Source organism: Phreatobacter sp. GW821-FHT04C01 (assembly GCF_059420385.1).
Map to the genome: position 1 here is coordinate 1 of NZ_JBWKTP010000012.1, position 19,931 is coordinate 19,931.

At 65.4% G+C, this 19,931-nt stretch carries 20 protein-coding genes and 1 pseudogene; 10 read left to right on the plus strand and 11 right to left on the minus strand.

Annotated elements, in window-relative coordinates:
* Window positions 1–298: pseudogene (locus AC07WJ_RS31815) on the minus strand (ABC transporter permease); the annotation flags it as partial.
* Between the two features lie 403 nt (window positions 299–701).
* Between AC07WJ_RS31815 and pdxR the strand changes: the two are divergent.
* Entirely contained in the window at window positions 702–2,210 is a 1,509-nt protein-coding gene (gene pdxR, locus AC07WJ_RS31820; RefSeq protein ID WP_494938737.1) for a MocR-like pyridoxine biosynthesis transcription factor PdxR, read from the plus strand.
* A gap of 226 nt (window positions 2,211–2,436) precedes the next feature.
* On the opposite strand, the gene AC07WJ_RS31825 is transcribed toward pdxR, so the two are convergent.
* The 4 genes from AC07WJ_RS31825 to AC07WJ_RS31840 are packed head-to-tail and all read right to left on the minus strand — an operon-like array spanning window position 2,437 to window position 6,251.
* A complete protein-coding gene (locus AC07WJ_RS31825; RefSeq protein WP_494938738.1) occupies window positions 2,437–4,056 on the minus strand; it encodes a GMC family oxidoreductase in 1,620 nt (539 codons plus the stop codon).
* 55 nt (window positions 4,057–4,111) lie between these two features.
* On the minus strand, window positions 4,112–5,308 hold the full coding sequence (locus AC07WJ_RS31830) for an NAD(P)/FAD-dependent oxidoreductase (protein ID WP_494938739.1): 1,197 nt from the start codon (window positions 5,306–5,308) through the stop codon (window positions 4,112–4,114).
* 32 nt (window positions 5,309–5,340) lie between these two features.
* Entirely contained in the window at window positions 5,341–5,979 is a 639-nt protein-coding gene (locus tag AC07WJ_RS31835) for an FMN-binding negative transcriptional regulator (RefSeq protein WP_494938740.1), read from the minus strand.
* Between the two features lie 59 nt (window positions 5,980–6,038).
* Entirely contained in the window at window positions 6,039–6,251 is a 213-nt protein-coding gene (locus tag AC07WJ_RS31840; protein ID WP_494938741.1) for a rubredoxin, read from the minus strand.
* 498 nt (window positions 6,252–6,749) lie between these two features.
* On the opposite strand from AC07WJ_RS31840, the gene AC07WJ_RS31845 reads away from it, so the two are divergent.
* The 6 genes from AC07WJ_RS31845 to AC07WJ_RS31870 all read left to right on the plus strand — a co-directional run bounded on the left by AC07WJ_RS31845 (window position 6,750) and on the right by AC07WJ_RS31870 (window position 12,286).
* The gene (locus AC07WJ_RS31845) at window positions 6,750–8,510 is read left to right on the plus strand and encodes an acetolactate synthase 3 large subunit (RefSeq protein ID WP_494938742.1); all 1,761 of its coding nucleotides are present in this window, start codon (window positions 6,750–6,752) and stop codon (window positions 8,508–8,510) included.
* Window positions 8,511–8,657: 147 nt separating this feature from the next.
* The gene (gene ilvN, locus AC07WJ_RS31850) at window positions 8,658–9,236 is read left to right on the plus strand and encodes an acetolactate synthase small subunit (protein WP_494938743.1); all 579 of its coding nucleotides are present in this window, start codon (window positions 8,658–8,660) and stop codon (window positions 9,234–9,236) included.
* 37 nt (window positions 9,237–9,273) lie between these two features.
* The gene (locus AC07WJ_RS31855; protein ID WP_494938744.1) at window positions 9,274–10,017 is read left to right on the plus strand and encodes a pyridoxine 5'-phosphate synthase; all 744 of its coding nucleotides are present in this window, start codon (window positions 9,274–9,276) and stop codon (window positions 10,015–10,017) included.
* 154 nt (window positions 10,018–10,171) lie between these two features.
* On the plus strand, window positions 10,172–11,191 hold the full coding sequence (gene ilvC / locus AC07WJ_RS31860; RefSeq protein WP_494938745.1) for a ketol-acid reductoisomerase: 1,020 nt from the start codon (window positions 10,172–10,174) through the stop codon (window positions 11,189–11,191).
* Window positions 11,192–11,393: 202 nt separating this feature from the next.
* Window positions 11,394–11,828 (plus strand): nuclear transport factor 2 family protein, encoded by a 435-nt coding sequence (locus tag AC07WJ_RS31865; protein ID WP_494938746.1) that lies wholly within the window; start codon window positions 11,394–11,396, stop codon window positions 11,826–11,828.
* Between the two features lie 2 nt (window positions 11,829–11,830).
* Window positions 11,831–12,286 carry a nuclear transport factor 2 family protein gene (locus AC07WJ_RS31870; RefSeq protein WP_494938747.1) on the plus strand — a complete coding sequence of 152 codons (456 nt, stop codon included), beginning with the start codon at window positions 11,831–11,833 and terminating at the stop codon, window positions 12,284–12,286.
* Between the two features lie 84 nt (window positions 12,287–12,370).
* Here the strand turns inward: AC07WJ_RS31870 and AC07WJ_RS31875 are convergent, their stop codons facing one another.
* On the minus strand, window positions 12,371–13,024 hold the full coding sequence (locus tag AC07WJ_RS31875; protein ID WP_494938748.1) for a ComEA family DNA-binding protein: 654 nt from the start codon (window positions 13,022–13,024) through the stop codon (window positions 12,371–12,373).
* A 305-nt stretch (window positions 13,025–13,329) separates the two neighbouring features.
* On the opposite strand from AC07WJ_RS31875, the gene pdxY reads away from it, so the two are divergent.
* The gene (pdxY, locus tag AC07WJ_RS31880) at window positions 13,330–14,181 is read left to right on the plus strand and encodes a pyridoxal kinase PdxY (protein ID WP_494938749.1); all 852 of its coding nucleotides are present in this window, start codon (window positions 13,330–13,332) and stop codon (window positions 14,179–14,181) included.
* A 7-nt stretch (window positions 14,182–14,188) separates the two neighbouring features.
* Window positions 14,189–15,100: a PhzF family phenazine biosynthesis protein gene (locus AC07WJ_RS31885; RefSeq protein ID WP_494938750.1), complete on the plus strand. Its 912-nt coding sequence runs from the start codon at window positions 14,189–14,191 to the stop codon at window positions 15,098–15,100.
* Between the two features lie 60 nt (window positions 15,101–15,160).
* Here the strand turns inward: AC07WJ_RS31885 and AC07WJ_RS31890 are convergent, their stop codons facing one another.
* Complete coding sequence (locus AC07WJ_RS31890; protein ID WP_494938751.1) at window positions 15,161–15,424, minus strand: YMGG-like glycine zipper-containing protein; 264 nt, start codon at window positions 15,422–15,424, stop codon at window positions 15,161–15,163.
* Between the two features lie 179 nt (window positions 15,425–15,603).
* Between AC07WJ_RS31890 and AC07WJ_RS31895 the strand changes: the two genes are divergently transcribed.
* Window positions 15,604–16,326, plus strand: coding sequence for an NUDIX hydrolase (locus AC07WJ_RS31895; protein WP_494938752.1), 723 nt, complete (start codon window positions 15,604–15,606; stop codon window positions 16,324–16,326).
* An 18-nt stretch (window positions 16,327–16,344) separates the two neighbouring features.
* Here AC07WJ_RS31895 and AC07WJ_RS31900 read toward each other — a convergent pair whose 3' ends face one another.
* The 4 genes from AC07WJ_RS31900 to AC07WJ_RS31915 form a co-directional block, all read right to left on the minus strand.
* Window positions 16,345–17,121, minus strand: coding sequence for a metallophosphoesterase family protein (locus AC07WJ_RS31900; protein WP_494938753.1), 777 nt, complete (start codon window positions 17,119–17,121; stop codon window positions 16,345–16,347).
* Window positions 17,122–17,264: 143 nt separating this feature from the next.
* Window positions 17,265–17,609 (minus strand): hypothetical protein, encoded by a 345-nt coding sequence (locus AC07WJ_RS31905; protein WP_494938754.1) that lies wholly within the window; start codon window positions 17,607–17,609, stop codon window positions 17,265–17,267.
* A gap of 78 nt (window positions 17,610–17,687) precedes the next feature.
* Window positions 17,688–18,632: a ring-cleaving dioxygenase gene (locus AC07WJ_RS31910; protein WP_494938755.1), complete on the minus strand. Its 945-nt coding sequence runs from the start codon at window positions 18,630–18,632 to the stop codon at window positions 17,688–17,690.
* A 197-nt stretch (window positions 18,633–18,829) separates the two neighbouring features.
* A complete protein-coding gene (locus AC07WJ_RS31915) occupies window positions 18,830–19,801 on the minus strand; it encodes a catechol 2,3-dioxygenase (RefSeq protein ID WP_494938756.1) in 972 nt (323 codons plus the stop codon).
* Between the last annotated feature and the right edge of the window lie 130 nt (window positions 19,802–19,931).

Consider the following 19,931-nt stretch of genomic DNA (forward strand, 5'->3'; position numbering starts at 1 on the left):
ACAAGGTCGGCTCGATCCGGTCGGAGATCAGTTCCCACACCGTCTTGCGGAAGAAGAAGCTCTCGCCGAGATCGCCGGTAAGCATCCTCCCCAGCCAAGCCAGAAACTGCTGGAGGACGGGTCGATCCAGGTCCAGCTTGGAGCGGATATCGAGAATTTGCTGAGTGGTAGCATTGTCGCCAGCGATAATCGCCGCCGGATCGCCCGGAGTGAGGCGAAGCATCAGAAACACCAACACAGCAACCGTCAGCATAACGGGCAACGTCGATAGCAGGCGGCGAGATAAATAGAAAACCACCCTTGGTTCCCCCATCCGTCGTAACGAACATTTCAAGGATCAGTCGAAGCGCGATATTGGGCGCGACGGGCCATGAGCCGGCACTTGAATTGTGGCCACTCCTGACAATCCATTCTCTCTGTTTTCGGAATGCGTCTTGCTATGAGAGGGGATACCCTCTGCTTTTTCTTTTCATGAGAGAATTATGATCGCATAGACGGCGACCGGTAGAGCCAGATTGCAAAAGAATCAGGTTGGACGGATTCAATTCTGGACCAATGAACCGGCGAGGAATCGTCTATTCTGGCCGTGCCATTTGCTTGTGCGTATGAATGGGCAGCCACCTGAAATGGCGCACGGTTCCGAGCGGTCGTACGATGTCGTCTGATGGTTTCTTCTTGCTCTCCGAAGGCTGATCGCACCGATGGCGAGGCGGCGAGGCATTGTCAGCATCCCGTCCCTCAGGACCGTTGATCGTCAGGCGGGTCCTCTGGGTCAGCAACTTGCCCAGGCATTGCGTCGGGCGATAAGCAACGGGGAACTCGCGCCTGGCGAGCGCCTTCCCTCGACCCGGGCGCTGGCGACATCCTTGCATATGGCGCGCGGCACGGTCGTCGCTGCATTTGATCAGTTGCAAGCCGAGGGCTACCTCGAAGCGAGGATCCGTGGAGCGACAGTTGTCGCCAATGTCCATGCCGGCGACAGCAGATCCCGGGGAGCGGGATCGAAAGCGCCGGAAGCCGCAAGGCCGGAATTGCCCACAAATGTCGCGCGTCTCGCCGCGATCTCCAAGACGCTCAGACCACAGGATGCCTTGCCCTTCGCCATAGCCCACCCGGCGGACGCCGTAGCCCCCGACGATAAATGGCGGAGGCTGGGCAATCGGATCCGGGCAACCCGAGCCGCGGCTCCTACCGGATACATCGACCCGCGCGGCATACCCCAGTTGCGCGCGGCCATTGCCGACTACGTTCGCAAAGCGAGAGCCGTTTCGTGCGACGCCGACCAGGTGGTGATCACCGGCGGAACCCAGCAAGGTCTATTTCTCGCCGCCACCGTGCTCTTGTCGCCCGGCGATGCGGTTTGGACGGAAGATCCTGCATATCCAGGGATCCTCGCGGTTCTCGGCAATTTTGATGTCGAGAAAATTCAAGTGCCGGTCGACAGCCAGGGCATTGATGTCGAAGCCGGAATAGCCAGGGCTCGCCACGCGCGCGTGGCGTTTGTCACGCCGTCACACCAATATCCCCTCGGCATGCCCATGAGCATGACCCGGCGCAGCGCGCTGCTTGCCTGGGGCCGGCAGAACAACGCGTGGATCGTCGAAGACGACTATGACAGCGAACTTCGATACGCGGGTCATCCGTTTCCATCGCTGCAGGGGCTCGACCCCTCGCGCGTCATATATCTGGGGACGATGAGCAAGGTGATGTTCTCATCCATGCGCCTCGGCTACGCCATCGTGCCACCGTCGCTGGTCGACGCATTTGCCGGAGCTCGCGCGCTCGTGGACCGTCACTCGCCCACGGCAGACCAGTACGTTCTGGCTCACTACATGAGAGAAGGCCATTTTGAAGCGCATATACGGCGCATCCGCGTGGCGTATTCAGAGCGCCGCACGGCCCTTTTGAGCGCGATCGAACGCGAAATGCCGCCCTGGGTCGCGCTGCAGCCCAGCGATCAGGGCATGCATGTCGTCCTCTGGCTGCCTCCTGGCCTCGACGACGTCCAGATCTCGGAACACGCCCGCCAGGAAGAGCTGGTGGTCCGACCGATCTCGCCGATGTATTCGGCCACCCCGCCCCGGCCAGGCTTGATGCTGGGTTTCGGCGGATTTTCCATTCCCCAGCTGGAGGCTGCGGCAAAACGCTTGAAAGCGGTGCTGCTGGTCGCCGCGCGAGGTCAGCTGCCGTCCCATGGGATCGCGCCGTGATCCATTGCCGCGGGCTGTGGTTTGGTCCATGGCCCGGACGCCTCCGAACGCATATGTCCAGGCCACGAAGACCTGTGGCGCCACGGCCCACAGAGTTCGCAAGCGGGTATCCGTAGCGCGTAGCGAAACCCGGCTTCGCGTCGCGCTATGAACCCGGTTGAATGTCAGCTACGCCCGCTTCCCTTCATGCCTCGAAGATTCAGTGCAGGCCGCAGGACCGCAGGCGCTATCTGCTGTCCTCGCGGAGGTAGGCAGCGCCTTTTTCCGCAATCATCGCGGTCGGCGTGTTGGTGTTGCCAGACGTGATCGTCGGCATCACGGACGCGTCGACCACGCGAAGTCCATCCAGTCCGTGGAGACGCAATCGCTCATCAACGACCGCCATCGGATCACTTGCCAATCCCATTCTTGCGGTCCCGACCGGGTGGAAGATCGTTGTGCCGATATCTCCTGCAGCCCTCGACAGGGACTCCTGGTCATCGGCGACGGAAGGGCCCGGCAGATATTCTTGCGGACGATATGCGCCGAGGGCCGGTTGGCTCATCAGGCGCCGGGTAACCCTGATGGCATCGGCGGCGACGCGCCGGTCGTCCTCGGTCGACAGATAGTTAGGCGCGATCCGCGGGGCCGCCTCGGCAGCGGCCGACCGTATCCGGACCGTTCCACGTGACGTCGGCCGCAGATTGCATGCGGCGACCGTAATGGCGGGAAACCGGTGAAGGGGATCGCCGAACTTGTCGAGGGACAAGGGCTGGACATGGAATTGGATATTGGCCCGCTCCTGCGATGCATCCGACCGCGTAAAGATGCCCAGCTGCGACGGCGCCATCGTCAATGGGCCGCGGCGGCGGAACAGGTAGTCCAGGCCCATGCCCGCCCGGCGGAACAATGACGAGTAGACCTCGTTGAGCGTTCGGATCCCATGAACCTTGTAGATCGCCCGCTGCTGAAGATGGTCTTGCAGGTTGCGCCCGACCCCTTGGCGGTCGAGCTTTACCTCGATGCCGAGATCGCCCAGCCAATCACCGGGGCCAATTCCCGATCGCTGGAGTATCTGCGTCGATCCGATCGAGCCCGCCGACAACACCACTTCACCGGCACAACGGACCTCAAATGTTTCGCCGTTCTGCCGAAACCGTATGCCCACGGCACGGCCGCCTTCAACGACCAGGCGTTCGACCAAAACGCCGGTCTCCAGCCTCAAGTTCGGTCTTGAAAGAACAGGCTTGAGGAAGCCGCGTGCGGAAGACCAGCGTCGCCCCCGCTTCTGGTTGACGTGAAAGAGACCGGCACCCTCATTGTCGCCCTCATTGAAATCACCGGAGCGCCGGACCCCCATCTGGGTCGCGGCCTCTTCAACCACCTTCAGGACATCCCAGGCCACCCGCGGCGCCTCGATCCTCCATCCGCCTCCGGAACCATGGAATTGGCTTTCGCCGAGAAAATGGTCCTCGAGCCGCCTGAAGGCGGGAAGCACATCGGACCAACTCCAGCCGGCCAGCCCCAGTTGCCGCCAATGGTCGTAGTCCGCCGCCTGGCCGCGCATCGAGATCATCGCGTTGATCGCCGATGACCCCCCGACAACCTTGCCGCGCGGGTATGCAAGTGCCCGGCCGTTGAGACCTGGTTCCGGATCGGTCTTGAACATCCAGTCCGCGCGGGGATTTCCGATCGCGAAAAGATATCCAACGGGAATGTGGAACCAGATCCAATTGTCGCGCCCTCCCGCCTCCAGGAGCAGCACGCGCCGACGCGGATCCGCGGACAGGCGATTGGCCAGGATGCAGCCAGCCGTTCCGGCGCCGACCACGATGTAGTCAAACTGGCCGTCGAAGTTTCGGACCATCGGCGGTGCTCCCTCAAGTTTCGGTCTGTCGCGATGGCGTCCCGTTCTGCCCTGGCTATGCCGGCAGGCCCGAGCGCGATGCGTCAAGGGATCGCGCTATCTCCGCGCGCAGCTCTCGCAGCGGTGCTGCCACGCTCTTGACCATGCCAAGGCCGGCTGCGCCCACGAGCCGCCCGCTATCGTCCCACGACAGGAACAGCCTTGCGTCTCCCCGCTGCTCGACACCCGTCGAGGTTCCGAGAGCCGGGAGTCCGGCAACCTGCAAGGTGAAGTCGAACTGATTGCTCCAAAACCAGGGCACCGCATCAAAGGGTACGTCCTGGCCCAACATATTTCTGGCGACCAGATCCGCTTGATCCTCTGCGTTGCGCCAATTTTCCATGCGCAGCCTGCTGTCGAACGCGGCGCTCTGGTATCGGCAGACGTCGCCACAGGCAAAGATATCGGGATCGTCGGTCCGCAGGCGTGAGTTGGTCAGTATGCCGTCGTGAACTGACAGGCCGGCAGCCTCGGCCAGTTCGGTGCGCGGCTTTACGCCGACGCCGAACACAACCGTGTCACAAGGAAGCGTCTCACCCGTTTGCAGGCGCACCGCTTCGACAGCCCCCTCCCCCAGCAATGCCTCGACAGCCACCCCCAGCCGCACGTCGACCCCGCGCGCAAGGTGCTCCGCAACAAGCGCCGAAGCCGCTGCCTCCGGCAGGCTCCGCGCCATCGCGCGAGGCGCCGCCTCGAGAACCTGGACGCGACATCCCGCCTGCCTGGCGGCGGACGCGACTTCCAGCCCGATGACGCCGGCGCCAATCACGACGATCGACCGATCCGGTTGCAACGCGCGGGCGACGCCGTTTGCATGGCCGGGCGTCCGCAACGGCCACACATTCGCCAGCTCCGCGCCGGGCACCTGCAACGGGTTGAGGCGCGATCCCGTCGCCAGCAGCAGCTTTTGAAAGGGCAGGCATTCGCCGTCGACGAGAATGATCTCATGCTTTGCACGATCGATTGTCGCCACCGCCCGGTTCAGCAGCAGCTCGACGCCATTCTGCTGAAACCACGACAACGGGTAGAACGAGCACTCGTCCGTCGTCCTTTTGCCCAGCAGGACAGCTTTCGACAATGGCGGGCGATCGTAAGGTGCGTGGCTCTCCTCGCCCACGAGGGCGATCGGGCCGGTCCACCCGTGCTTGCGCAAGGCAGCCGCAGCCTTGGCACCGCTATGGCCGGCACCAACGATAACGATGGGTCGGTGCATCGCCCTCATCCGGTTTTTGCGCGAAGGGCCGGTTATTCCGATTTGGTTCTGGAAAACGAAAGCATCGACTCGCCGATCAGCGTGTCACCCTGAGCGGCAAGGACGGTGCCCGCGGCGACGATGTCGCGCTTCTCGCGGTTCTGGCTGAGCTTCGACTTGCCCTCGAGCCTGGTAACCGCAATCTCGATGCCCACGATGTTCTTGAGCATCATGTCGATATAGTCCTTCGGACTGTCGGTCATTTTCCACGGATCAGCCTGGCCGGCCTCGTGCTTTCTGGTCAGCCTCGCGACGAGCCCGCGCACGTAGCGCTCATCGTCCCTGACGGTCACGCGGCCATGGGCATGAACAACCAGGTAATTCCAGGTCGGCACCTGCTTCTTGAATTCTTGCTTGCTGGGGAACCAGTTGGGCGCGATGTAGGCGTCGGCAGCCCTGAAGACGACGAGGACTTCATCGCCATCGGCGATGTCTTGCCAAACTGAACTGCTGCGCGCCACGTGGCAGTGCAAGGTGCCGTGTTCGCCGTGTTTCGCGTCGAGCTCGAAAGGGATGTGATTGGCGTCGAGGCCGTTCCGTCCGTTCGTTACGAGAACCCCCAGCGCGTATTTGTCGATGAGCTCGTGGAGCGCTTCCACGCGCGATTCCTGGAAGTGAGGAGGGACGTACATCTCTGTTCCTTTCCGCTGCAGCGGACCGCGTGGATGGGTCAAATCGCGCGGCGCCGGTTTCAGATCTCGGACATCTCGAAATCGCTCTTGCCGGCGCCGCAGTCCGGGCAGACCCAATCCTCCGGCACATCCTCCCACCGCGTGCCCGCGGGAATACCTTCATCCGGCCAGCCGTCCTGCTCGCTGTAGACGAGGCCGCACAGCAAGCACTGCCACGTCCTGAAACGGACGGAAGGATCGATCGAACCGGAATTCTCGTTGGCAACTGCCATGAGGCGTATCTCCGACAGCCGGGAGGGGCCGCTGTTCGGGCCTTCGGAGACACTGTCAAAGAGCTGGACCAAGGCAAAGATCCAGAAACGAGACAAATCACTTGGTCCAGAATGCGGGCATCGTGTCCTGCCCGGCTCGCCGCCTCGCAATCGAACGACAAAGGGGAAGCCGGGCACGGTGCAGGCAACCTGCCCTCGGGCATGAAATTCCACGAGCCGTTCCGGCTGACGGCTCGAAACAACGTGAGATGACCACGTCGAATTGCCGGCGGCATCCCGCTTGACGCCCTCCCTGCCCTCGTCTACGGTCCGCGCCTGTTTTCTTCAGGAGACGCGCGTGTCGCGAGCCATCCTTATCGTATCCGGGGCGCCATCGACGGACGTGTGACACTCACACGGCAGCCGAACGGTGGCGCTCAACCCAAGGTCCCTTACGGGGCCTTTTTTATTGCCTTCAACTCGACAACCAGACCAACGAAAGCCCTAGAGGATAACCCCATGTCCCGCGAGATGACCGGCGCCGAAATGGTCGTGCAAGCTCTGATCGATCAGGGCGTCAACACGCTCTTCGGCTATCCCGGCGGCGCCGTCCTACCGATCTACGACGCGATCTTCCAGCAGAACGACGTCAAGCATGTCCTGGTTCGCCACGAACAGGGCGCGGTGCATGCGGCCGAGGGCTATGCCCGCTCCTCCGGCAAGGTCGGCGCGGTGCTGGTGACCTCGGGTCCGGGCGCCACCAACGCGGTCACCGGCCTCACCGACGCGCTCCTGGATTCGATCCCGATCGTCTGCTTCACCGGCCAGGTGCCGACCCACCTGATCGGCTCCGACGCCTTCCAGGAAGCCGATACCGTCGGCATCACCCGCCACTGCACCAAGCACAATTACCTGGTCCGCTCGATCGAGGAATTGCCGCGCATCCTGCACGAAGCCTTTTTCGTCGCCCAGAACGGCCGGCCAGGTCCCGTGGTGGTCGACATCCCCAAGGACATCCAGTTCAAGACCGGTAAATACGAGCGACCGCGCGACAACCAGCACAAGACCTATCGCCCGCAGATCAAGGGCGACCTCGGCAAGATCCGCGCGGCGGTCGAGATGATCGCCAAGGCCAAGCGGCCGGTGTTCTATACCGGCGGCGGCGTGATCAATGCCGGCCCGCACGCCTCCGCGCTGCTGCGCGAGCTGGTGCGCGCCACCGGCTATCCGGTCACCTCGACCCTGATGGGGCTCGGCGCCTATCCGGCCAATGACAAGCAGTGGCTCGGCATGCTCGGCATGCACGGCACCTACGAAGCCAATCTGGCCATGCATGGCTGCGACCTGATGGTGAATATCGGCGCGCGTTTCGACGACCGCATCACCGGCCGGCTCGATGCCTTCTCGCCGGGCTCGAAGAAGATCCATATCGATATCGATCCCTCGTCGATCAACAAGAACGTCAAGGTCGATCTCGGCATCGTCGGAGATTGCGCCCATGTGCTCGAGGACATGGTGCGGCTGTGGAAAGAAGTCGGCGGCCAGGTCGACAAGCCGGCGCTGAAGGAGTGGTGGGGCCAGATCGACACCTGGCGCGACCGCAAGTCGCTCGCCTACACGAATTCCGACACGATCATCAAACCGCAATATGCGCTCGAGCGGCTCTATGCGCTGACCAAGCACCGCAACCCCTATTTCACCACCGAGGTCGGCCAGCATCAGATGTGGGCCGCCCAATATCTGCATTTCAACGAGCCGAACCACTGGATGACCTCGGGCGGCCTCGGCACCATGGGCTACGGGCTGCCGGCCGCGGTCGGCGTCCAGCTGGCCCATCCGAAGGAGCTGGTGGTCTGCGTCGCCGGCGAGGCCTCGGTGCTGATGAACATGCAGGAAATGTCGACCGCCGCGCAGTATCGCCTGCCGGTGAAGATCTTCATCCTGAACAACGAATATATGGGCATGGTGCGCCAGTGGCAGGAACTGCTGCATGGCGGCCGCTATTCGGAGAGCTATTCGGCGGCATTGCCGGATTTCGTCAAGCTCGCCGACGCCTATCACGCCAAGGGCATCCGCTGCTCCGATCCGAAAAAGCTCGACGCGGCCATCCAGGAGATGATCGACCATCCCGGCGCGGTGATCTTCGATTGCCTGGTGGCCAAGGACGAGAACTGCTTCCCGATGATCCCCTCGGGCAAGGCGCATAACGAGATGATCCTCGGCGATGCCGCCCAGGACATCGGCAGCGTCATCGACGCCAAGGGCAAGCAACTGGTGTGAGGCACCAAGCCGGCATCGTCAGGCCGGACCGGCGCGACCGGTTCGGCTGGGCGATGCGACAAGACGAAGACCGGGCATCGCCGCCGCCGCGACGGCGGCGTGCCCGAGGCGCCTCCTCCCCATCATACCCTTAGGAAACGGCACACCATGGCCCAATCGCAATCCGCTTATTTCCTCTCCGACGCCGTCGACGCCACCCGCCGCCACACCCTGGCGGTGCTGGTCGACAACGAACCCGGCGTTCTCGCCCGCATCGCGGGAATGTTCTCCGGCCGCGGCTACAATATCGAAAGCCTGACCGTCTCGGAGACCGAACACGAGGCCCATGTCTCGCGCATCACGATCGTCACCACGGGCACCGAGAAGATCATCGAGCAGATCAAGACCCAGCTCGACCGCATCGTCCCGGTGCATCGGGTGGTCGATCTCACCGTCCAGGGTGAATCGCTCGAGCGCGAACTGGTGCTGGTCAAGGTGCGGGGCAAGGGCGACAGCCGGGTCGAGGCGCTGCGGCTCGCCGGCGCCTTTGGCGCCAACACGCTGGACGCGACGCTCAATTCCTTCGTGTTCGAACTGACCGGCACGACCGAGGAGGTCGAGCGCTTCATCCGCCTGATGGGAACCGTCGGCCTGGTCGAGGTGTCGCGCACCGGCATCGCCGCCATGAGCCGCGGACCGGACGGCATGCTGGATGCGGCCTTGCCCGACGGCGCCCAGGGTCGTTGAATGCGGCCCCTTTCCCTGTCTGTTTGAGAAGGCGTCCATGGCGACCCACCTCTCCGTCAACGTCAATGCCATCGCGCAATTGCGCAACCGGCGCAATTTGCCCTGGCCGAGCGTGGTCGGCCTGGCACGCATCGCCATGCAGGCCGGCGCCTATGGCATCACCGTGCATCCCAGGCCCGACGAACGGCATATCCGGCGCACCGACGTGTTCGATCTCTCCGACATGCTGCGCCGGGAATTCCCCAAGGCCGAATTCAACATCGAGGGCTACCCGAGCGAGGATTTCCTGCTGCTCTGCGAAAGGGCCAAGCCCGACCAGGTGACGCTGGTGCCCGACGATCCGACGCAGTCGACCTCGGACCATGGCTGGGAGGTCGCCAAGGACAGTGCGCTGCTGACGCGCGTCTCAGCGCGGCTGAAGGCGCGGAGCTTTCGCGTCTCGCTGTTCCTCGATGCCGATCCGGCGCTGGTCGGCGGCGCCAAGGCGGTCGGCGCGGATCGCATCGAACTCTATACCGGGCCCTATGGCGGCAGCTTCGACCAGCGCGCGGCGGAAGCCGAGCGCGACAAGCTGCGGCTGACCGCCCAGGCGGCGACCGCCGCCGGGCTCGGCGTCAATGCCGGCCATGACCTGACGCTCGACAATCTGCCGCCGCTGATATCGGCGATACCGGCGATCGCCGAGGTCTCGATCGGCCATGCCCTCATCGCCGATGCCCTCATCCATGGCATGACTGAAACGGTGAAACTCTACCGTCGCGCCTGCGGCGACAAGGGATGAACCTATGCAGGCCCGGTCTTGTGCCGGGAATGATCTTGCGCCAAGAAGCGGCGCGCCATTCATGATCTGACCGTCGCGCAGCCGCGCAAGGGCGGATTGTTTCGTGACCCAAGGATCGGGACCTGAGCCCGAAGACCAAGAAGGAAGCCTGGAAATGCGTGTCTATTACGATCGCGACGCCGATCTCAACCTGATCAAGTCGAAGAAGGTCTGCATCGTCGGCTATGGCAGCCAGGGCCACGCCCATGCGCTCAACCTGCGCGATTCCGGCGTCAAGGACGTCACCATCGCGCTGAAAGCCGGTTCGGCGACGCGCGCCAAGGCCGAAGCCGCCGGCTTCCAGGTCATGACGCCGGCCGAGGCCGCCAAATGGGCCGACATCATGATGATGCTGACCCCCGACGAACTGCAGGCCGACATCTATCGCGACGACCTTCATGCCAACATGAAGCCGGGCGCCGCGATCATGTTCGCCCACGGCCTGAACGTTCATTTCAACCTGATCGAGGCCCGCAAGGATCTCGACGTGCTGATGGTCGCGCCGAAGGGCCCGGGCCACACGGTGCGCTCGGAATATCAGCGCGGCGGCGGCGTGCCGACGCTGATCGCGATCCACCAGGACGCCTCGGGCAATGCCCATGACCTCGGCCTGTCCTATGCCTCGGCCAATGGCGGCGGTCGCGCCGGCATCATCGAGACTACCTTCAAGGAAGAGTGCGAGACCGATCTGTTCGGCGAGCAGGTCGTGCTCTGCGGCGGCCTGGTCGAGCTGATCAAGGCCGGTTACGAGACGCTGACCGAAGCCGGCTATGCGCCGGAAATGGCCTATTTCGAGTGCCTCCACGAGGTCAAGCTGATCGTCGACCTCATCTATGAGGGCGGCATCGCCAACATGAACTACTCGATCTCCAACACCGCCGAGTACGGCGAATATGTCACCGGGCCGCGCATCATCACCGCCGAGACCAAGGCCGAGATGAAGCGGGTGCTGACCGACATCCAGTCCGGCAAGTTCACCCGCGACTGGATGCTGGAGAACAAGGTCAACCAGACCTCGTTCAAGGCGACCCGCGCGCGCATGGCCGCCCATCCGATCGAGGAAGTCGGCGCCAAGCTGCGCGACATGATGCCCTGGATCAAGGCCAAGGCGCTGGTCGACAAGACCAAGAACTGAGTCCGATCATCATTGCGGCTCCGGGGCGTATTGCTGCCCCGGGGTTCGCGACCGACCGGATCGATCGGATTTGCGGGAAATCTTTGCGGCGCCGGGTAGTGGTCAGCATTTCCCCGCATCTATGAGTTGACCTGCCGCGATATCCCGCTAATGAACAGTATCGAGATACCAGCCCGTTTACGGTTGGGACTTGAGGATGTTCATGCCGCAATCGAGTCTTCGCGTCGTCTCGGGCTTGCCTTTCGTCAGGGAGAAGCTCACCCGGCTTTATGCGGCCCGCGCCCGTGGCGACATGGCCCAGTTTGCGGCGGGTTTCGCGACCGACGGCGTCTTCCATGTCCTTGGCGATCCCGGCCTGCTCCCCGAGGCCGGCCCGCGGCGCGGCCGCGCCGCGATCCGGGCGGTGCTGGAAAGCCTGTTCCGCGATTACGAAAACATCGACGGCCTGCTGGTCGACATGATCGTCGACCTCAATTCGGCATTGGTGCGCCGGCACGTCACCTTGCGCAGCGTCGCCACCGGGGCCATCGCCGAATTCGAGGTGGCCGAGCATATTCGCTTCAGGGACGGTGAGATCATCGAGCTGGTCCAGTTCATGGACACCGCCTCGATGGCGGTCCTGTCCGGCAGGATCTGACCGTGAGGTTCGGCGTCGCGGGCCCCTCCTTTGATCCCGCGGCCCAACGCGCCGCGCTGCGCGAAGCGATCGGCGCCTTCTACGCCGCCCGCCAGGCCGGCGACGTCGAGAGCTTCGCCAGCTATTTCGCGCCCGACGCCCGCTTGTTCGTGCTCGGCAATCCGGTGCTCAACCCGGGATCGGGCATGCGGCTCGGCCGGACCGACATCGCCAATTACCTCAGGCATATTCACGCGGCCAACGACTATCTCGATTTCACCATTGTCAGCGTGGTCGCCGAAGGCGATGCGATCGCGGTCTGGTGGCGCGCGCGCGTCAAGGCACGCGCCAATGCCGAGGAAGGCTGCTTCGACAATCTCGATCAGATGCGCGTCCGCAACGGCCAGATCATCGAACTGGCGCAGTTCTTCGATACCGGCACCTTCGCGATCATGAAGGGGCGCATTCCGCGGCCGTGAGCCGGCAGACACCGTGGACCCGCTCATGAAAAAGGGGCGGCTCGTCGCCGCCCCTCGATCGATAGCGCGGTGCGCCGCAGCAGGTCAGAAGCGGATCCGCGAACGGATCGCATCCTTGGCTGTCTGGTTGACCGCGGTGCCGGCCATGCGGCGCTCGAAATCCTCCCAGTTGAGGAAACGGCCCTTGGCACGTTCGGCCAGGATCGCCTGGGCCCGGGCGGCGCCGATCTGCGGCAGGCCGTCGAGCTCGGCCTGGGTCGCCGTGTTCAGGTTCACCGGGGCGGAGGCCTGGGTCGAGGCCGACGCCGGACGGGCGGCGGTGCCGGCGGCAGGCGCGGCCGGAGCGGCAGCGGCGGGACGGGCGGGCGTCGCTGCCGGGGCGGTTGCCGCCGGCGCTGCTGCGGGAGCGGCGGGACGCGCCGGCTGGGCGACGGCGGGAGCCGTGGCGGCAGGCGCGGTGGCGGCAGGCGTGCCGGGACGGGCGGGCTGCGCGGTCGCCGGCGCCGCGGGCGTCGTCGGCGCAGTGGCGGCCGGGCGGGTTGCGGCAGGCGCGGTGGCGGCCGGGTGCTGCTGGTTCTGGTTGGCCGCCGGCGGACGGTGCGTGCCGGGCGCGGTGGTCGCCGGCGCGGTCACGCCCGGCGTTGCGGGGGCCGTCGGCGCGGGCTGGGCCTGCGCCATGGCCTGGCCGATCAGGAGGGTGGAGACCGCGGCAGCGGTGAGAAAGCGCGACAGGATCATGACGAACCCATTCGATAGCCCGGCACTTGTCTCCCTAAGCTCGTCGCGGCGGCCGGGCCTGCCGCGATCGGGCGATGCCGTATCGGATCGATGCGGCAAGGTCATCTGGCCCGTTTACAATGACGCGTTCGTGAGCGGTTTGCATCCTTTTTGCGGCTGGCGATGAACGCCAGCTGAATTCGCGCTTTTTTAGCCGATCGTCGGCACTTTGCCGGCTTCGGTCGCCGAACCTGATGGCTGGCTTCAACGATCGGAATTGGCGCCTGCGCGCCGGCGCGACTAAGGTTAGGACAGGAGTCCGTCCGATGAACATCCTGTCCATCCAATCCTGGGTCGCCTATGGCCATGTCGGCAACGCCTCGGCCGTGTTTCCGATGCAGCGCCTCGGCCACGAGGTCTGGGCCATCCACACCGTGCAGTTCTCCAATCACACCGGCTACGGCGCCTGGAAAGGCCGGGTCTTCGACGCGCCGATGATCGAGGAACTGGTCGAGGGCATCGCCGAACGCGGTGTGCTGCCGCGCTGCGACGGTGTCCTGTCGGGCTATATGGGCTCGGCCGATATCGGCACCGGCATCCTGAGCGCGGTTAGCCGGGTGCGCGCCGCCAATGCCAAGGCACTCTATTGCTGCGATCCGGTCATCGGCGATGTCGGCCGCGGCGTTTTCGTTCGCCCCGGCATCCCGGAATTCATGCGCGACCAGGCCGTGCCGGCGGCCGACATCATCACCCCGAACCAGTTCGAGCTGGAATATCTCGCCGGCCGGACCATCACGACGCTCGCCGACGCGGTCGCCGCCACCGATGCCATCCACGCCAAGGGGCCCGGCATCGTGCTGGTCACCAGCCTGGTCACCGAGGACACCCCGGCCGATGCCATCGACCTCATGGCCTCCGGGCCGGCGGGCCGGTTCCGCGTCCGCACGCCGAAACTCGGCCTGTCCATCAATGGCGCCGGCGACGCCATCGCCGCCTTGTTCTTCGTCCATGCGGCGACGTCGGGCGATATCGCCTTTGCCCTGTCGCGCGCGGCCTCGTCGACCTATGGGCTGCTGAAGCGCACCGAAGAGGCCGGCTCGCGCGAGATCCTGACGGTCGCCGCACAGGACGAATTCGTCAGCCCCAGTCGTCTGTTCACGCCCGAGAAACTCAGCTGAGGCTCCCATGGCTCGCCGCTACCACACCCTCGACGTCTTCACCCACAAGGCGCTGAGCGGCAATCCGCTGGCCGTCGTGCACGATGCCGAGGGGCTCGACACCGAGGCCATGCAGGCCATCGCGCGCGAGTTCAATCTGTCCGAGACGGTGTTCGTCCTGCCCGAAACGACGGCCCGCCACCGCGCCGATATCCGCATCTTCACGCCCGGCGGCGAACTGCCCTTCGCCGGCCATCCGACCGTCGGCACCGCCATCATCCTGGCGAGCCTCGACGGCCTGGCCCCGGGCGCCGAGACGACGTTCCTGCTCGGCGAGAAGGCCGGGCCGGTGCCCTGTCGCGTGACCCACCGCGACGACGGCCGCTTCGAGGCCTCGTTCGATGCGCCGCGCCTGCCGGTGGCGCTCGACCGCACACCCGATTCGGCCCAGCTCGCCGGCATATTGGGCCTGGAGAGCCGCGACATCGGCTTCGCCGCCCATGTGCCGACCCGCTTCGGCGCACCGGTATCGTTCTGTTTCGTGCCGGTCCGCTCGCGGGCGGCGACCGACCGCATCAGCGTCGACACGCGCTGGTTCGCCGAGACCTTTGCGGCCATTCGCGAGGACCATCCGGCGATCTTCGCCTATACGCCCGACACGGTCGATCCGAAGGCTGCCTTCCACGCCCGGATGTTCGCGCCCGGCCTCGGCATCGCCGAGGATCCGGCGACCGGGTCGGCGGCCGCCGCCTTTGCCGGCGTGCTCGCGCGGTTCGAGCGGCTCACCGACGGGCGGCACAATTTTGCCATCGAGCAGGGCTTCGCCATGGGCCGGCCGAGCCGGATCGAGCTCGGCCTGCATGCCCGGGCCGGCGCGGTCGCGCGCGTCAGCATCGGTGGCGGCGCGGTGATCATCGCGGAAGGCCAGCTGCGCATCTGAAACAATAGAAAAACCCGCCGGGCGAGGCCCGGCGGGTTTCATTGTCAGTGGAAAAGAAGATCAGCCGCGACGGCAGCGGCGATAGCCGTAGGAATCGATCCAGCAACGACGGCGCGGCGTCGTTTCGGCGCCGATCACGGCACCGGCGACACCACCCACCGCGGCACCCGCGAGAGCACCACCGGCGCTGCCGGTCGCCAGACCGCCGATCAGTGCACCGGCGCCCGCGCCAATGGCGCCGCCGCCGGCCGCGCGCTCTTCGCGCTCCGTGCAAGCGCCGAGCGTCAGCGCCAAAGCTCCAACGAGAACCAATTTCTTCAACATTGCTAACCCTCCTGAGTGCCCCTACCCGGCTGGACCATAGGTGATCCGGCGAGGCCTTGCCAAGTCTTGCCCCGGCCGACTCTGTTGCAAGCCTAACCGGGTGTTGCCATTGTGCACAGGGACGGACCGTTGTGAGCCGGCCGTCCCGACGCTAGACAAGGCCCGAAGAGGGCCCTGCCGTGACCGCACAGTTCCGATTCATCCGCACCATGGAGACCGGGATCTCCACCGTCCGTTGGACCTACGCGGAAACGCATGCCGAAGCGATTCGTTCCGCCTGGGACCAGTGGATTGCCGACAAGCCGGCAATGTTCAATGGGCGGGTCCTGCTTCTGGCCGAAGGCGCGGTCGAGGGCGATGTGTTTCGGGGCCGTTACATGGCCGTCGACTATGCCGAATTCCTGCATTTCATGCGTCATGGCGCGGCCGACGGATCGACCCGCAACGCCTTCGCCCTGGCCGGACTGACCAGCGCCGACAACTGCCTGCTGATGGGCGTCATGGCCGCGCACACCGCCAATGCCGGCAAGATCTATTTTCCCGGCGGCACGCCCGATCTGAGCGACGTGGTCGGCACGCGGGTCGACCTCGACGGCAGCGTCCGGCGGGAACTGACCGAAGAGACCGGTCTCCGCCCGGACGAACTGACCATCGAGGATGGCTTCTGGCTGCGCGAGGACGACAAACGCTCGGCCTTCGTGAAAGTGATGCGCTCGCCGCTTGCAGCGGAACCCTTGCGTGCCCTGATCCTCGCGCGTATCGCCGCCGACGAGACCCCGGAACTGGCCGACATCCATATCGTGCGGGACGCGAGCGATCTGCGGCCGGGCCTTATGCCGGCTTTTCAATTGGCCTACGCCGAATGGTGGCTGGAGCGGCGAAGCGCGGGCTCGCCGGCGTGACCGGCCCGGACCGCCCCTTCACTGCCCCTGCGACAATCGCAGAGCCAGGCGCGGCGGCAAGCCGGCGGCGAGGATCTTTCCGGCCGCGCGGTGGTGATCATAAGCCAGACGATATTGCGTCAGCGTCTCGCGACCGAGATCGAGGAGCGAGTAGGCGGCGGCCGGATTGCCGTCACGCGGCTGGCCGACCGAGCCGATCACCACCTGGCAGCGCCGCCGCGGATCAAGCCGCACTGGTGCACCGGCGACCGGAACGATCGTGCTGCAAACGCCGGCCGCGTCCAGCGGAAATACCCTCGGCACATGGGTGTGGCCGGAGAAAACCTTGACGGCATCGGTCGCCGCCAGGCTGAGCTCGGCGTCCTGACCGGTCATGATATAGGGCCAATGGGCCGGCCGGTCGGCGCTTGCATGGACATAGAGCCGCTCGCCGTCGCGCGCGGTCAGAAGCAGGCCGGCGAGAAAGGCCAGATGATCGACACCCAGCTGCGTGCGCGTCCAGACCGCCGCCGCGAGGGCATCCCGGGTCATGCTCGGCACGCCCGGGCCGACCGCTTCGTCATGATTGCCTTTGACCACGACGGCCCCCTGCGCCGCGAGCGCCGCGACGGTCTCGGTGCAGAAGACCGGATCGGCGCCGTAACCGACGATATCGCCCAGCACCACGAACCGGTCGGGTGCCTGGTCGCGCGCATGGGCGAGGCAGGTTTCGAGCGCTTCACGGTTGCCGTGAATGTCCGACAGAAAGGCAATCCGCACCGGCATGTCCTCCGGCAGGTCCGGCCCCGCAGCCATGCCTCATCTCACAGGACGAGGGGCATGCCGGGCAAGCCCGAATTCCGGTCCGTGAAACAATTCACGCCGATGCAGCGGTACGGAAGGCCGTGACCGGGATCACGAAAGGTCGTGATCGGGATCACGGAAGGCCGTGATCGGGATCACGGATAACCGTAGCGTGACTTCACCGTGCGCAAGGCGCCGCGGGCCTCGCCATCGCGGCCGCTGGCACAGGCCTGCTCGGGTCCGCGCAGATCGGCGATGACCCGGCCATGAACCTCGCGATTGACGTTGCCGGTCTGCAGGTCGTTGTCCATCACCGCCCGGAAGCGGGCGATATCACCGGAGCAGCCGGTGCCTTCCGGCAGGCGGAAGTCGGAACGGGTGACATATTGCGGCGTCGCGGCCTGGGCCGCCGGCTGCACCGCCGGGGCCTCGGCGGCGGTGTTGCAGCCGGCGAGGGCAAGGGCGCCGCAAAGGGCGAGCGCGGAACGGAAAAGCGTCATGACAGCCTCTTGCCGGTGAATCGGGCACCGGCAATTTAGGCTGACATGACGCTCCGGCGGAAGCCGCGATCGCGCGGATCAGAGCGGCTTCAAGCCACGTTCGATCTCGGCCCGGCGCGATTCCAGGAAGGGCGGCAGCGCCAGTTTTTCGCCGAGCACCGTCATCGGCTCGTCGACATCGAAACCCGGACCGTCGGTGGCGATCTCGAACAGGATGCCGTTGGGCTCGCGGAAATACAGGCTCTCGAAATAGTAGCGGTCGACCGCCCCCGAATTGGGGATGCGCATCTCCTTCAGGCGGTCGATCCAGGCGCGGTATTGCGTGGCATCAGGCGTGCGGAACGCCACGTGATGGACCGAGCCGGCGCCCTGGCGGGCCGGCGGCAGACCCGGCTCGACCGCGACATGATATTCGGCCGCCGGGCCGCCCTCGCCCATCTCGAAGACATGAACCTCGGGGCCGGCTTCGCCGAGACGATAGCTGCGGGCCCGGCCCATGCCGAGGACATGGGTCAAGACGCGTTCGGTCGGCTCGAGCACCGGCACGCTGGCGATGATCGGGCCGAGGCCGCGGATCTGCCGTTCGGCCGGAACCGAGCTGGCGTCCCAGGCATGGGCCTCGCCCACGCCGCCGTCGTCGACCAGGGCGAGGCGCTGGCCTTCCGGATCTTCGAAATCAAGCGTCAGGCGACCATCGCGCAGGGTGGGCGCCTGGTGCTTGACGCCATGCTCGGCGAAATGGGCGGCCCACCAGCGAATGGTGTCCTCGCCGGCGACCCGCAGGGAGGTGCGGATGATCGCATTGGTGCCGCGCCGCTCGGGCTCGACCGGCCATTCGAAGAAAGTGACGTCCGAGCCCGGGCTCGCGACGCCGTCGCCATAAAACAGGTGGTAGGCCGAGACGTCGTCCTGGTTGACGGTGCGCTTGACCAGGCGCATGCCGAGCAGGCCGGTGTAGAAGGCACGATTGGCGGGAGCATCGGCCGATACGGCGGTCAGGTGATGGATGCCGGTGAGTTGCATGGTGGATCCGTTCCAAATGTTGGAGGACGGGACACCGGCGCCCAAGGCCAAGCCGCCGCCCCGATGGCCGTCGATCGGCCCTCAGCAAGTTGGATGGGAGATTGGAGCCGGCGAGGCCCGCCGCAAGGGCATGGACCGGCCCGGACCACGCCGCCCCATGCAAGCCCCGTTTGCGCCGCTGCCCGGACCGGCCAGGGTCATGACCCGCCGGGGTGATCCACCGGCGGCGTGCCGTGGGTGTGGAACGAGGCGACGGTCTTCAAGCCCCAGGCCTGGCCCTTGCGGCGCTCGGCCTCGGTCCAGACGATCGGCTTCCAGTCGGGCGCCAGCATCAGCCGGGCCCCGGCATTGGCGATCTCCACGCGATTGCCGCCCGGCTCATAAACATAAAGAAAGAAGGTCTGCTGCACCGCGTGTTTGTGCGGGCCGGTCTCGATGAACACGCCGTGCTCCAGGAACACGTCCGCCGCGCGCAGCACGTCTTCCCGGCTGTCGACCGCATAGGTCACGTGATGGAACCGGCCGGCGACGCCGGCATGGTCGGCGGTAAACGCGATATCGTAGGTCTTGTTGGTGGCCGTCAGCCAGGCGCCGGCCTCGGTGCCGTCGTCGAGCACGATCTGTTCGGTGGTGCGCATGCCGAGGCCTCGTTCCAGGAAGCGCCTGGTCGCCGCGACATCGAGCACCAGCAGGTTCAGGTGATCGATGCGCCGGGCATTGACGCCACGCGCCGGGAAACGCTGCGCCTGGTTCTTGAGCGCGGGACGCAGATGATCCGGCGCCTCATACCAGCGCGTGTCGTAATAGAGTTCGAACACGTGCCCGTCCGGGCCGCGCGCGCGAAACGCCGCGCCGTGGCCGAGGTCACCCTCGGTCCAGCCGATGCCGGCGCCCATGGCGGTCAGTTCGGCGACGCGCCGGTCGAGCGCCTGCCGGCTGAAGGTGCGAAACGCCACATGGCCGACACCCGAGGTCGCGGCCTCGGTGAGCTTCAGCGTATGGAACTCGTAATCGTCCCAGCCGCGCAAATAGACACTCGCGCCGTCACGGCCGCTCTCCTGCATGCCCATGACATCGATGAAAAAGGCGAGGCTCTCGTCCGGCTTGGCCGTGAACATCTCGACATGGCCGAGGTGAGCGAGATCCCGGCAAGGTTCAGCGTCCGCCATTCCGATCCCCTTCAGCTTTCCAACGCGCTTCGCTCGCGCTGTCGCAACCAAGCAGCCTGACGACCCGCCACACCATCAGCACGCAGAGCATTCGGTGAATCAAATCCATTATTCGGCGCGATTGAACCAA

Bases quoted from the DNA above. Each gene is read 5' to 3' on its own strand.
- pdxR (WP_494938737.1), top strand. From the start codon at position 702: ATGGCGAGGCGGCGAGGCATTGTCAGCATCCCGTCCCTCAGGACCGTT.
- AC07WJ_RS31825 (WP_494938738.1), bottom strand. From the start codon at position 4,056: ATGGTCCGAAACTTCGACGGCCAGTTTGACTACATCGTGGTCGGCGCC.
- AC07WJ_RS31830 (WP_494938739.1), bottom strand. From the start codon at position 5,308: ATGCACCGACCCATCGTTATCGTTGGTGCCGGCCATAGCGGTGCCAAG.
- AC07WJ_RS31835 (WP_494938740.1), bottom strand. From the start codon at position 5,979: ATGTACGTCCCTCCTCACTTCCAGGAATCGCGCGTGGAAGCGCTCCAC.
- AC07WJ_RS31840 (WP_494938741.1), bottom strand. From the start codon at position 6,251: ATGGCAGTTGCCAACGAGAATTCCGGTTCGATCGATCCTTCCGTCCGT.
- AC07WJ_RS31845 (WP_494938742.1), top strand. From the start codon at position 6,750: ATGTCCCGCGAGATGACCGGCGCCGAAATGGTCGTGCAAGCTCTGATC.
- ilvN (WP_494938743.1), top strand. From the start codon at position 8,658: ATGGCCCAATCGCAATCCGCTTATTTCCTCTCCGACGCCGTCGACGCC.
- AC07WJ_RS31855 (WP_494938744.1), top strand. From the start codon at position 9,274: ATGGCGACCCACCTCTCCGTCAACGTCAATGCCATCGCGCAATTGCGC.
- ilvC (WP_494938745.1), top strand. From the start codon at position 10,172: ATGCGTGTCTATTACGATCGCGACGCCGATCTCAACCTGATCAAGTCG.
- AC07WJ_RS31865 (WP_494938746.1), top strand. From the start codon at position 11,394: ATGCCGCAATCGAGTCTTCGCGTCGTCTCGGGCTTGCCTTTCGTCAGG.
- AC07WJ_RS31875 (WP_494938748.1), bottom strand. From the start codon at position 13,024: ATGATCCTGTCGCGCTTTCTCACCGCTGCCGCGGTCTCCACCCTCCTG.
- pdxY (WP_494938749.1), top strand. From the start codon at position 13,330: ATGAACATCCTGTCCATCCAATCCTGGGTCGCCTATGGCCATGTCGGC.
- AC07WJ_RS31885 (WP_494938750.1), top strand. From the start codon at position 14,189: ATGGCTCGCCGCTACCACACCCTCGACGTCTTCACCCACAAGGCGCTG.
- AC07WJ_RS31890 (WP_494938751.1), bottom strand. From the start codon at position 15,424: ATGTTGAAGAAATTGGTTCTCGTTGGAGCTTTGGCGCTGACGCTCGGC.
- AC07WJ_RS31900 (WP_494938753.1), bottom strand. From the start codon at position 17,121: ATGGCTGCGGGGCCGGACCTGCCGGAGGACATGCCGGTGCGGATTGCC.
- AC07WJ_RS31905 (WP_494938754.1), bottom strand. From the start codon at position 17,609: ATGACGCTTTTCCGTTCCGCGCTCGCCCTTTGCGGCGCCCTTGCCCTC.
- AC07WJ_RS31910 (WP_494938755.1), bottom strand. From the start codon at position 18,632: ATGCAACTCACCGGCATCCATCACCTGACCGCCGTATCGGCCGATGCT.
- AC07WJ_RS31915 (WP_494938756.1), bottom strand. From the start codon at position 19,801: ATGGCGGACGCTGAACCTTGCCGGGATCTCGCTCACCTCGGCCATGTC.